Origin of the sequence: Luteibacter sp. W1I16, assembly GCF_050434905.1 — a bacterium.
Taxonomy (GTDB): Bacteria; Pseudomonadota; Gammaproteobacteria; order Xanthomonadales; family Rhodanobacteraceae; genus Luteibacter.
In genome coordinates, this window is sequence record NZ_JBNDJJ010000001.1 from 920879 (window position 1) to 933086 (window position 12208).

Genomic DNA, 12208 nt, shown 5'->3' on the forward strand with positions numbered 1-12208 from the left:
TACCCTCGCGCAGGCGGCGTACCATGAGGGCGTCGCGATCCGCGACGAGGACGCCACCCTGGACACGATGACACCGCCCAACGAGTCGATCGCCCCCGCGAAGACCGCTACCGCCCGGACGGTACCGCCCGCGGACATCCCGGAGGTCGACCTCAACGACTCGAGCCTTTACGTCCACCGCGAACTGTCGCAGTTGCAGTTCAACATCCGCGTGCTCGACCAGGCGCTGGACGAATCCAAGCCGCTCATCGAACGGCTGAAGTTCCTGCTGATCTTCTCGTCGAACATGGACGAGTTCTTCGAGATCCGCGTGGCGGGCCTGAAGCAGCAGATCGCGTTCGACCACGAGGTGATCGGCGCCGACGGCATCCCTCCGCGCCGCGTGCTGGCCGAGATCTCGGAAGTGGCGCACCGCCAGATCGAGCGGCAATACGCGATCCTCAACGAGAAGATCCTCCCCGCGCTGGCCGACGAAGGCATCCGCATCGTCCGCCGCAACCAATGGACACACAAGCAGAAGCTCTGGGTGCGCCGTTACTTCCGTCACGAGGTGGCGCCGCTGGTCACGCCGATCGGCCTGGACCCCACGCATCCGTTCCCCCGCCTGGTGAACAAGAGCCTGAACTTCATCGTGCAACTCGAAGGCACCGACGCCTTCGGCCGCGATTCGGGCCTCGCGATCGTGCCGGCGCCTCGCATCCTGCCCCGCCTCATCCGCCTGCCCCAGGAAGTCTGCGAGGGCGGCGACAACTACGTGCTGCTTTCCTCGATCATCCACGCGCACGCCGACGACCTTTTCCCCGGGATGCGCGTGCTGGGCTCCTACCAGTTCCGTCTTACCCGCAATGCGGACCTGACCATCGATCCGGAAGACGTGGAAGACCTCGCGCGCACGTTGCGCGGCGAACTGTTCTCGCGCCGCTACGGTGACGCCGTACGCCTGGAGGTGGCGGACAATTGTCCCAAGCCGCTGGTGGATTACCTGCTCAAGCAGTACTCGCTGGACACCGATTCGCTCTACGAGGTGAACGGCCCGGTGAACCTCGCGCGCCTGTTCGAGATGACCTTGCAACCGGCCTACGCGCGCCTGCAATTCCCCGTGTTCGTACCCGCCTTGCCGAAGGCGCTGGCCGACGCGGAAGACATGTTCTCGGTGATCGGCAAGCAGGACATCCTGCTCCACCACCCGTTCGAATCGTTCTCTCCCGTGGTCGATTTCCTGCGCCAGGCGGCGAAGGATCCGCAGGTGCTGACGATCAAGCAGACGCTCTATCGCAGTGGCGCCAACTCGGAGATCGTGGATGCGCTGGTGGAGGCCGCGCGTTCGGGCAAGGAAGTCACCGCCGTAGTCGAACTGCGCGCGCGTTTCGACGAAGAATCCAATCTGACCCTTGCCTCCCGCCTGCAGCAGGCGGGTGCCGTGGTCACCTACGGCGTGGTGGGCGTGAAGACGCACGCGAAGCTGATGCTGGTGCAACGCCGCGAGAACGGCAAGCTCGTGAGCTATGCCCATCTCGGCACCGGCAACTATCACTCCGGCAATGCGCGGCTCTACACCGACTACAGCCTGCTCACGTCCGACGAGGCACTTTGCGACGACGTGCATCGCCTGTTCCGCCTGCTTACGGGCATGGGCAAGGCGTTGAAGATGAAGCGCATGCTCTATGCGCCGTTCACGCTCAAGAAGGGCCTGCTCGACCTGATCGCCCGGGAGGCCACGCATGCCGCCGCGGGCAAGAAGGCCGAGATCGTCTGCAAGATCAACGCGATCACCGACCCTAAGCTGATCCGTGCGCTCTACCGTGCCAGCCAGGCGGGCGTGAAGATCGAGCTGATCGTGCGCGGCATGTGCTGCCTGCGCGCGGGCATTCCCGGCGTTTCGCAGAACATCCGGGTACGCTCCGTCGTGGGGCGGTTCCTCGAGCACAGCCGCGTGTACTGGTTCCATAACGACGGCGAGCCGGACCTCTACCTGGCGAGCGCGGACCTGATGGAACGCAACCTGGACCGCCGTGTCGAGACCTGCTTCCCCATCGAAGGCAAAAAATTGCGCCAGCGGGTGCGCCGGGAACTGGAGTTCTATCTCGCCGACAACCACTCGGCCTGGGTCCAGCAGCCCGATGGGACCTATGCCCTCCTTCAACCGTCCCCCGGCCAACCGGCCCGCGACGCGCAGACCCAGCTGCTGGAACGCTTCGGCGGCATGGCGGCACCCCAGCCCAGCTGAAGCCGCTCCCGGAAACCGCTCCCGGAAACAGCCCAGGGTGGCAAACCCACCCCGGTGGGAACCGGCCTTTGGTGGGAGCCGACCCTGTCGGCGATGGGTGCTTGCCTCACCCCGGCCCGCTGCCGCGGGATCGCCGACAAGGTCGGCTCCCACCAGGGCTTCTCAACCGCCGGGGCTCCCAACTGCCGGTTCCTCCCCACCAGCGCACCCACAACGGATACGCCCAACGGCCAACGCGACAGCGGCCCTGGACCACGGCAGAATGGAGCCGTATATGCGCACCAGCAACCGCCAGCACCGGTGGATCTATCGCTTCTTCCAGGCGACGGTGCTGTGCGGCCTGCTATGGGCCGGGGTAGCCGGCGCGACCACGGTGACGGCCAACTGGCGAGAAGTGCGCCCGGGAGACACGCCGGGCGACATCCTCCGGGAGGCCGAGCAGCGGCCCCTGCCCGCCTTCGATCCGTCACGAATGCAGATCCTGCCCAACGCGCCGACGGGCACATGGGTGATCGTGCATACCCTGCCGCCCTGGACGACGGGCGAACGCGTACTCAGCATCGGCCATCCAGGCATGGGCGCCGTGTCCCTCTATGATGGCGACACCCTCGTGGCGACCACCTCGCTGGATGACTTCGGCCCGCCCCTGCACGGCCATGGCCGGCTGATTTTCAACGTGCCCGCCTCGATTCCGGCATCGCGGCCACTCCTGCTGAAATTCGAACCCACGGCACAGCCGCCCGGGGCCGTGACGATCTCGATCGACTCGTGGCCGGACTACCTCCGGGACGACGGCAGCTGGATGGTTTTCGCCACGGGCTGCTTCGCCGTGATGCTGACCATGGCGTTGATGGCGTTATGCTTCACGCTCATCCTGCGCGACATGACCTTCGGCTGGTACGCGGCTTACCTGCTCTGTTACGCGCTGATCCAGGGCCTGCGTTCGGGCTTCGTCTTCCATCCGCTCGAATTGCAGTCGCTGGCGGGCATGGCCGATACCCTGGGCGCCGCCGTGACGGCGCTGTCGGTGACCTTCGCGGCCCTCTTCATGCTGCGCTTCGCCAAGGTCGACGACTACGTGCCCATGCTGCGGACACCCGTGCTGGCCTTCGCGGTGGTGATGCCCTTGCTGATCGTGCTTCGCGCCTCCGGCGTGAGAATGCTGGTCGGCATGGCCCAGTTGCTGCTGCAACCCTTGCTGTTGCTCGGCGCGTTGCTCTTGCTCGTGGCGGGAGCCATCGCCGCCGCGCGGGGGTCGCGCCACGCCTGGTTCTTCCTCGCGGGCTGGACGCCGCTACTCATCCTCACCGCGCTATGCGGCGCGCAGCAGCAGGGCATGTTCGCGGGCGCGCCGTGGTTGCCCGATGCGGCGATCGCCGTGGGTGCCTTCGAAGCCATCGTTTTGTCGATCGGCCTGTCCGATCGTGCGCTCACCATTCGTCACGATCGCGACCGTGCCCGCCAGCTCGCCGACAGCGACCCGTTGACGGGCCTGCTCAACCGCCGCGCCTGGACCGACGCCGCGACGGAGGTACTGGAACAGGGTTCTTCACGTCCCATCGCCGTGCTGTTCTTCGACCTGGACCACTTCAAGGAACTGAACGACCGGCACGGCCACGCCGCCGGCGATCGTGCCCTCGTCGCGGTGGCCGCCGCCCTGCGCCACGAACTCAGGCCTTCCGACCTGCTTGGCCGCTACGGTGGCGAGGAATTCGTGGCCTTGCTGCAGGGCGTCGAGAAAGAGAACGCCATGCAGGTCGCCACGCGCCTGTGCCGGCGCGTGCACCGGCTCGACGTGCACGTGGGCTCGCCCGGTTCGCTGCTGACGGTCTCGATCGGCGTGGCCATGCGCACCCCCGCGGACACCGTGCAATCGCTCGTGGAGCGGGCCGACAAGGCGATGTACGCGGCGAAGCTGGCGGGCCGCAACCAGGCGATATGCGCCGGGCATGCCGGACCGGTGCTGGTCCGGAACAACGACGTGAGCAAGGCCGTGAAATGAGGCCAGTCGGCTATCGCCGCTGAAGCGGCTTCCCACCATAAGCCCCTCTCCGCTATTGGCCTGCAGAAACAGCTCCCAAACTGTCCCTGTTATTGGCCTGCAGGAACAGCCCCTACCCTATCCTGCCGTTGGCCTGCAGGAACAGCCCCTGCCGTCCTTTCCTGCTGTTGGCCTGCAGGACAGCTTGTATGTTTAGCCGGCCCCTTTCCCTGGTGGGAAGCCGCTTGAGCGGCGATCGGGACCGCCTCAGGCCAGCCCGGCCGCCGCGGCCACGATATCGTCGTCGCCCGGCAATACCAGGAACGCCGCGCCGGCCAGCGGCGTGAACGTATCCGCGCCCACGACACGGCGCAGCGGCACGTGCCCCAGTCCCGCTTCCACGATGGCGGTGATCACACCCTCGCCCACACCGGCACTCTTGCGCCCCTCGTCCACCACCAGGATGCGTTTCGCGTCCTTCGCCTGCGTGGCGATGAAGGCATCGTTGAGCGGCACGAGCCAGCGCAGATCCACCACGCGCACTTTCCAGCCATGTTCCGCCTCGATCCGCCGCGCCGCGCGCAGGCTCATCGGAACACCGTTGCCGAAGGTGAACACGACGAGATCGTTCGCGCCTTCCCCGTACACCCGCCCCTCGCCCAGCGGCATCGCCTCGCCCGGCCCCGGATACGCGAACTGCCACTGGCCATCGCCAGCCTCGTAGAGGTCCTTGGTCATGTACAGCGCGATCGGTTCGAGGAAAGCGGTGACCCGGCCGTCGACTTTCGCCAGGGCGGCAAGCGTGCGCAGCATCGTGGCGGCGTCGTCACCGCGACTGGGGCAACCGACCACGAACCCGGGAATATCGCGCAACGCGGCGATCGAGTTGTCGTTGTGGAAATGACCTCCGAAGCCGCGCTGGTAGCCCAGCGATGCCACGCGCATCAGCATCGGGTTGCGGTACTGGCCGTTGGAGAAGAACTGCAACGAGGCCGCTTCACCGCGGATCTGATCGCAAGCGTTGTGGAAATACGCGAGGTACTGGATCTCCGGCAAGGGCAGCATGCCCATGTTGGCGTAGCCCTGCGCGAGGCCGAGGATCATCGTCTCGTCGAGCAGGGTGTTGAACACGCGTGCGTTGCGGAACGTCTTGTGCAGGCCCTTCGTCACCGTGTACACGCCACCCTTCTGCGCCACGTCCTCGCCGAACAGCAAGCTCTCCGGGTACTTCGCCATGAGGTCGTGCAGGGCCTGGCCGATCTGGATGGCCAGATGGCGCGGCGGCTGTTTCTCCGGGAGCTTGTCCGCACCGCCGAAGACGCGCTCGCGCTCCGCCCCCTCCGCCATGCGCGCCGCCTCGGCACGAACGGCCTCGGGCGTGTATGGCGCGAGGGGCGCCATCACGTGGTCGAGGCTCTGTATCTTGGGCGTGCGATCCGCCGCGTCGGCCGCCTCGAAGCAGCGCTTGCGGATGCCCTCGTAGAGCCCGAGCAGGCTCTCGCGATCGTACAGGCCCGACGCCAGCGCGATGGCCGCGCTGCGCAACAATGGATCGGTCGCTTCCAGCGCCACCAGCTCTTCCACCGAACGCCATTCGATCTCGAAGTCGGTTCCGGCGTGGCCCATGATGCGGGTCGTGCCCAGGTGGAGGAAGGTGGGGCGGCGCGTGTCGCGGCAATGGGCGACGGCGCGCTCGACATCCGCGTATCCAGCGGCGAGGTCGAGGCCGTCGGCATAGAAATAGTCGAGGGCCGCACGGTGGCGGAAGTTGTTGGCGACCCAGTCGTTCGGTGTCTTCACCGAAATGCCGATGCCGTTGTCCTCGCACACGAAAAGCACGGGCGCGGGCAGCTTCTGGTAGGCCGTCCACGCCGCCGCATTGAACGCCGTTTGCGCGGTGGCATGGTTGGACGAGGCGTCGCCGAACGAACAGATGGCGATCGCATCGTCGGGCACCGGCAAGACGTGTCCTATACGCTTCGCCTGCTCGATCGCGATGGCCGTCCCGAGCGCCTTGGGCAGATGCGACGCGATGGTCGAGGTCTGCGGCAACACCCACAACGGCTTGCTTCCCCATACCTTGTGACGGCCACCGGATGCGGGGTCTTCGCTGCTCGCGGCGAAGGACAAGGCAGAGTCCATCACCGGATCCATGCCGGGGAGCTTGCGGAAGCGTTCGGCCATGAAGCCGCCGCTACGGTAATGCAGGAACGCAGGGTCGGTATGCCGCGTGAGCCGCGCGATCATCGCGTTGCCTTCGTGCCCCGACGAGCCGATCGTGTAGAACACCTTGTTCTGCACGCGCAACACGCGCGCCATCAGGTCGAGGTGGCGACTGATCAGTTGCGACTCGAGCAACTCGCGGAAACCACGTACATCCAGCGCGCTGCCGGGTAGCACCGGCTCGTCGTCGCGAGGCGCACGGGCGGTGTCGCCTTGCCACGACTGCACGAACTCGACAAAGTTATGGTCGACGATCTCGGCGCGGTTGAAGCCCTTGTGGCGGGCGGCGATGGGTTGCGGGACGGACATTGGGGAAGACTCGGGAAAGTGAGGATCAGGCGTGCATCGGCGAGAAACCGGGCTGCGCACGAACGCGCGCCAGCCAACCGGTGACGTTCGGCCAACGGGAAAGGTCGAAGCCACCGTCGGCGGCGCAATGCGTATAGGCGAACAGCGCGATATCGGCGACGCCGAAGCCGCCTCCGCTGAAAAACGATTCATTGGCGAGATGGTCTTCCATCACGTCCAGCGCCCGCGCACCGCGATCGAGCAGCTGCGGCAACTCCGCGCGACGAGGGTGATCTTCCGGCAGCCACTTGCAGATGAAGCGCGCCACGGCCACGTAAGGCTCGTGGCTGTACTGCTCGAAGAACATCCATTGCAGCGTGCGCGCACGCTCCCATGGGTCCGGTGGCAGGAAGGGCGTGCCCTCGGCGAGATAGCAGAGGATGGCGTTGGATTCGGCGAGACGGCGGCCGTCTTCCAGCACGAGCAGGGGCACCTTGCCGTTCGGGTTCAACGTGAGGAACTCCGCCGTACGCGTAGCGCCGGCGGTGCTATCGGTCTCGATCCAGCGGTAGGGGCGGCCGAGCGTATCCAGCAGGTGTTGCAGCTTGTAGCAATTGCCCGATGAACGCAGACCGTAGACGGTGGGCACGGGAGAGTCGGAACGGTTCAAGGGACGTCCTTTGGCCAGGGAAGGAATCAACGACGGCGGGCGATCCACTGTTCGCGGGTCTGCCCCCATAGATCGACGATGTCGTCCTCGAACGGTGGCGGCAAGGCACCCGGTCCTTGCCAGGTGGAACCGAGCTTCTTCGCGACACCGATCGAGGCGAGGTTCTGTGGGCTGATCGAGTGGATCACCTGGCTCCAGCCGAGGTTGGCGAATGCCCAGTCCATCGAGGCGGCAGCGCCTTCCGTCGCATATCCCTTGCCCCAGGTCTCGCGCAGCAAGGCCCAGCCGATCTCGTGGCCGGGCCAACCTTCCGGCTGCCAGGGGCCGAGGCGTCCCATCCAACGGCCGCTGGCGCGTTCGATCACCGAGAACATGCCGAAGCCGTCGATGCTCCAGCAGCCGGCCATCGTCATGAAATTGCGCCAGGCGATAGCGCGCGGCTGTGGACCGCCGAGGAACCGGCTGACGTCCGGATCGGCCATGCACACGGCCCAGGCGTCGAAGTCCTCCGCCGCCGGGGGCCGGAGGATCAACCGGTCGGTTTCGATGACGGGCCCGTGCATGCGGGCGTCAGAACGCGTTGATACCGGTGAGTTCGCGGCCGACCACCAGCTGGTGGACGGTCTCGGTACCCTCGTACGTGATGACCGATTCCAGGTTCAGCGCATGGCGTATCGCGGAATGCTCGGTGGTGATGCCCGCGCCGCCGAGGATGTCGCGGCAATCCCGGGCGATGTCCAGGGCCATGCGCACGTTGTTCCACTTCGCCAGCGACACCTGGGTGGGCTGCAGGCGGCCGGCGTCCTTCAGGCGGCCCAGCTGGAGGGAAAGCAACTGCGCCGTCGTGATCCGCCGCGCCATGTCGGCCACGCGGATCTGTACCGCCTGGTTCGCCGCCAGCGGACGATTGAACAGCACGCGCTGCGCCGTGTAGTCGAGCACTTCCTTCAGGCAGGCCTGCGCGGCCCCGATCGGTCCCCAGGTGATGCCGTAGCGCGCCTGGTTGAGGCAACCCAGCGGCCCCTTGAGGCCCTTCACGTTGGGCAGCCGCGCGCTGTCCGGCACGCGCACGTCGTCGAAGAACAGGCCCGACGTGACCGAGGCGCGCAGGCTCATCTTCTTGTGCACTTCCTGCGCGGCGAAGCCCTTGGTGTCCGTGGGAACGATGAAGCCCTGGATACCTTCGTCGGTCTGCGCCCAGACGATCGCGATGTGGGCGAGGTTGCCATTGGTGATCCACATCTTGGCCCCGTTGATCACCCAGTCGCCGCCATCCTTGCGCGCGACCGTCTTCATGTTGGCCGGATCGGAACCACCGTGCGGCTCGGTCAGGCCGAAACAGCCGATGACCTCGCCCGCGGCCATCCGCGGCAGGTACTCGCGCTTCTGGTCTTCGGAACCGTAGGCGAAGATCGGGTACATGCACAGCGAGCTCTGCACGGAGGCGAAGCTGCGCAGGCCGGAATCGCCGCGCTCCAGTTCCTGGCAGATCAGGCCGTAGCTCACCCCGTTCATGCCGGCGCAGCCGTATTCCTCGGGCAGCGTCGCGCCCAGGAGGCCCAGCGACGCGATCTCCGGAACCAGCTCGGCGGGGAACCGGCCCTGGTCGAAGCAGTCGCCGATGATCGGAAGCACCTTCTCGTCGACGAAGCGGCCGACGGTGTCCTGAACCATGCGCTCCTCGTCGGTGAGCAGCGAACGGACATCGTAGAGGTCGAGCGGGTCGAGACGGTGGGCCATACGGGGACTCTTGCGTGGGCAGCCGGAAAGCCCGTGATTGTAGCCATGGCCGATGGCGTGGTCATGGCGGGCCGCAGCAATCGTCCGGGCCGGTTGCCGGAATCTCGACGCATCAGGCGCCATAATGTCCACCCTGCCCGCTCCCTGATGGACCGTCATGTTCAAAGGTGTGCTGCTCGGTTTCGCCTGTTACGCCGCCTATGCGTGGAGCGACGCCTTCGTCAAGTCGCTGGAAGGCAGTCTCCCCGCCTACGAGGCCGTGTTCTTCGGCGCCGTACTGGCGATGGCCGCGTTCCCCTTCCTGAAAAAACCGGGCGACCGCTGGAGCGAAATCGTCATATCGAAGATGCCTGGCCTGTGGCTGCTGCGCGCCATGGCGGGCGCCATCGGCAACGTGACCGCGGTGATGGCCTTCACCGCCCTGCCGATGGCCGAGGCTTTCTCACTGATCTTCCTGCTGCCCATTTTCGTGACCATCCTTTCGGTGGTCTTCCTGCGCGAGCACGTGGGCTGGCGGCGCTGGTCGGCGGTGATCGTGGGCTTCCTCGGCGTGCTGGTCGTGTTGAGGCCGGGATTCCGCCACCTGGGCACCGGGCACGTCGCGGCGATCATCTGCGGGATCACCGGCGCCTTGTCCATCATCGCCCTGCGCATGGCCGGCGCGACCGAAAAGCGCATCACGTTGTACGGCGCCGGCGTGATCGGCCCGATGATCGCCGGCTTCATCATGATGTTGCCGCACTTCGTCTGGCCGAACGCGCACCAGTGGTTCCTCGTGCTGGGGTACGGCCTGCTGGCGGCGGCCGGTGCGGTCCTGTTGATGCTCGCCACGCAGAACGCGCCGGCCAACCGCGTGGCGCCGACCCAGTACAGCCAGATGCTGTGGGCCATCCTGTTCGGCTACCTGCTGTTCCACGATCACCTCGACTGGCCGATGCTGGTCGGCATCGTGATGATCCTGGGCGCGGGCCTGTTCACCTTCGTGCGCGAAGAGAAGAAGACCGACTGGTGGCGCTGGACGAATATCGTCTGAGGCGGACTGGAATCGCCGACAGGGTCGGCTCCCACCGACTTCTCGCGGACCGGTGGGGGCCCGGCCTCTCGCGGACTGGTGGGAGCCGACCTTGTCGGCGATCCGGCGGCAGCCGGCTAGACAGCGGCCAGCCCCCATCGCCGCTGAAGCGGCTCCCACAATGCCAGGTATTGCTGGTCCCGCTAGGTGTTGCTGACCCCGTGCGGCACATGCCCGGTCGCCACATGACGCCTGGCCGATTCCACGTTGGCCGGGGAATCGTCGAAGAAGATGTCAGCGCCGAAGGCTTCGAGGAACGGCCCCTTGTCGCGGCCGCCGAGGAATAGCGCCTCGTCGATGCGCACGCCCCAGCGGCGCAGCGTGAGAATCACGCGCTTGTGGGCCGGGGCGGAGCGAGCGGTGACGAGTGCCGTGCGGATGGGCGAGGTTTCCGCGGGGAACGCCGCCTGCAACCGGTGCAGCGCCGCGAGAAACCCGCGGAACGGACCGCCGGAGAGTGGCTCGGCCCAGCGCTCGGATTCATTGAGATGGAAGGCCTCGAGGCCCTGCTCCTTCGACACGCGCTCGCCTTCGTCGCCGAAGATCACCGCGTCGCCGTCGAAGGCGATGCGCAGTTGCTCGCTGGATCGCTGGGGTGCGGTCGAAGGGAGGATCGTGGCCGCCGCCACGCCGGCACGCAACGCGCGGCCCACGTCCTCGGCGTTGGCGGAGAGGAACAGGTCCGCGCGAAATGGTGCGATATAGTCCGACGTCGGTGCGCCACTGGTGAACGCCGCACGCGATATGCCGAGCTTGTAGTGCTGGATCGCGTTGAAGATGCGCAGCCCGGTGTCGCCGGAATTACGCGAAAGCAGGATCACCTCGACGGGCGGCACATCGCCGGACAGCGCATTGAGGCCAAGCAGCTTCTGCACCAGGGGAAACGCGACGCCCGGCTTCAGCAGGTCGTCCTCGTGCTCGATCTGGAAGGCCCGGTAGGCATCCAGGCCTTCGCGCTCGAACAGATCGTGGCTGTCCTCCATGTCGAACAGCGCCCGCGAGGAAATCGCGACGACCAGGCGGTTGTCGCGCACGGAGGATGCGTCGTGAGCGTTCTGCGTATCGTCGTGGGTCGTCATGAGCATGAGTATCCGGCGTTCCGGGTCCCATCCTAATGCACCCAGGGCGCCAAACCTACGGCGCGAACTGCTCGTCGAGGATGCGCTGCTGCAAATTGTGTTCCGGATCGAACAACAGTCGTACCGCGTTTCGCCGCGACTGCTTGATCTCCACGCTGCGCACGTCGCGCACCTCGTGGAAGTCGGCCGTGGCGCTGATCGGGCGCTTGTTCGGGTCCCGCGTGGCGAAGCCGACCCGGGTGGCATGCGGCAGGATCGCGCCCCGCCAGCGGCGCGGCCGGAACGGGCTGATCGGGGTGAGCGCCAGCACGTTCGCGTCCAGGGGCAGGATGGGACCGTGGGCGGACAGATTATAGGCGGTGGACCCGGCGGGCGTGCAGACGAGGATGCCGTCGCATACCAGTTCCTCGAGCTTCACCTCACCGTTGAGACTGACCTGCAGATGCGCGGCCTGATTGGTCTGCCGCAGCAGGGCCACTTCGTTGAAGGCCAAGGCACGATGCTCCACGCCATCGCAGCAGATGCTGTGCATCTCCAGGGGGTGCAGCACGGCCGGGTGGGCTTTTTCGATCCGCTCCGGAAGGTTGTCGACCTCGTGCTGGTTCATCAGAAAACCCAGCCGGCCCAGCTTCATGCCGTAGAACGGCACGCCGAGCGTACGGTGCGCGTGCAAGGTACGCAGCATGAAGCCGTCGCCACCGAGCGACACGATGATGTCGGCGTCGCCGGGCTCGACACCCTTGTAACGAGCGACAAGCGCCGCGCGGGCGCGTTGGGCGACTTCGGTTTCGCTGGCGACGAAGGCTAGGCGCATATAAGGATGGCTTGATGGATCCAGCCGGGAGCTTAGTCCTTAAGACTGCCGGTCGGATAGGCCGGTGCGATGACGGGAGGTATTCGCCAACGGGTATCGCCGACAGGGTCGGCT

9 protein-coding genes are annotated in these 12208 nt (G+C 66.4%); 3 read left to right on the forward strand and 6 right to left on the reverse strand.

Annotation, left to right across the window (positions count from 1 at the left end):
* The first annotated feature begins 67 nt into the window (after positions 1 to 67).
* Entirely contained in the window at positions 68 to 2227 is a 2160-nt protein-coding gene (gene ppk1 / locus QFZ41_RS04135; protein WP_429197586.1) for a polyphosphate kinase 1, read from the forward strand.
* A gap of 274 nt (positions 2228 to 2501) precedes the next feature.
* Positions 2502 to 4229, forward strand: coding sequence for a sensor domain-containing diguanylate cyclase (locus tag QFZ41_RS04140; RefSeq protein ID WP_429197587.1), 1728 nt, complete (start codon positions 2502 to 2504; stop codon positions 4227 to 4229).
* A 246-nt stretch (positions 4230 to 4475) separates the two neighbouring features.
* On the opposite strand, the gene QFZ41_RS04145 is transcribed toward QFZ41_RS04140, so the two are convergent.
* The 4 genes from QFZ41_RS04145 to QFZ41_RS04160 are packed head-to-tail and all read right to left on the reverse strand — an operon-like array spanning position 4476 to position 9129.
* On the reverse strand, positions 4476 to 6740 hold the full coding sequence (locus QFZ41_RS04145) for a thiamine pyrophosphate-dependent enzyme (RefSeq protein ID WP_429197588.1): 2265 nt from the start codon (positions 6738 to 6740) through the stop codon (positions 4476 to 4478).
* A 25-nt stretch (positions 6741 to 6765) separates the two neighbouring features.
* Positions 6766 to 7389, reverse strand: a complete 624-nt coding sequence (locus tag QFZ41_RS04150; RefSeq protein WP_429197589.1) for a glutathione S-transferase family protein — start codon at positions 7387 to 7389, stop codon at positions 6766 to 6768.
* Positions 7390 to 7415: 26 nt separating this feature from the next.
* Entirely contained in the window at positions 7416 to 7952 is a 537-nt protein-coding gene (locus QFZ41_RS04155) for a GNAT family N-acetyltransferase (protein WP_429197590.1), read from the reverse strand.
* Between the two features lie 7 nt (positions 7953 to 7959).
* Complete coding sequence (locus QFZ41_RS04160) at positions 7960 to 9129, reverse strand: acyl-CoA dehydrogenase family protein (RefSeq protein WP_429197591.1); 1170 nt, start codon at positions 9127 to 9129, stop codon at positions 7960 to 7962.
* A gap of 157 nt (positions 9130 to 9286) precedes the next feature.
* On the opposite strand from QFZ41_RS04160, the gene QFZ41_RS04165 reads away from it, so the two are divergent.
* Complete coding sequence (locus QFZ41_RS04165; protein WP_429197592.1) at positions 9287 to 10162, forward strand: DMT family transporter; 876 nt, start codon at positions 9287 to 9289, stop codon at positions 10160 to 10162.
* Between the two features lie 182 nt (positions 10163 to 10344).
* Here QFZ41_RS04165 and QFZ41_RS04170 read toward each other — a convergent pair whose 3' ends face one another.
* Complete coding sequence (locus tag QFZ41_RS04170) at positions 10345 to 11280, reverse strand: 5'-nucleotidase (RefSeq protein ID WP_371022261.1); 936 nt, start codon at positions 11278 to 11280, stop codon at positions 10345 to 10347.
* A gap of 55 nt (positions 11281 to 11335) precedes the next feature.
* A complete protein-coding gene (locus tag QFZ41_RS04175) occupies positions 11336 to 12094 on the reverse strand; it encodes an NAD kinase (RefSeq protein ID WP_426287170.1) in 759 nt (252 codons plus the stop codon).
* Positions 12095 to 12208: the final 114 nt, after the last annotated feature.

Excerpts from the sequence above, each read along its gene's own strand:
- ppk1 (WP_429197586.1), top strand. The coding sequence starts at position 68 with ATGACACCGCCCAACGAGTCGATCGCCCCCGCGAAGACCGCTACCGCC.
- QFZ41_RS04160 (WP_429197591.1), bottom strand. The coding sequence starts at position 9,129 with ATGGCCCACCGTCTCGACCCGCTCGACCTCTACGATGTCCGTTCGCTG.
- QFZ41_RS04175 (WP_426287170.1), bottom strand. The coding sequence starts at position 12,094 with ATGCGCCTAGCCTTCGTCGCCAGCGAAACCGAAGTCGCCCAACGCGCC.
- QFZ41_RS04165 (WP_429197592.1), top strand. The coding sequence starts at position 9,287 with ATGTTCAAAGGTGTGCTGCTCGGTTTCGCCTGTTACGCCGCCTATGCG.
- QFZ41_RS04140 (WP_429197587.1), top strand. The coding sequence starts at position 2,502 with ATGCGCACCAGCAACCGCCAGCACCGGTGGATCTATCGCTTCTTCCAG.
- QFZ41_RS04155 (WP_429197590.1), bottom strand. The coding sequence starts at position 7,952 with ATGCACGGGCCCGTCATCGAAACCGACCGGTTGATCCTCCGGCCCCCG.
- QFZ41_RS04145 (WP_429197588.1), bottom strand. The coding sequence starts at position 6,740 with ATGTCCGTCCCGCAACCCATCGCCGCCCGCCACAAGGGCTTCAACCGC.
- QFZ41_RS04170 (WP_371022261.1), bottom strand. The coding sequence starts at position 11,280 with ATGACGACCCACGACGATACGCAGAACGCTCACGACGCATCCTCCGTG.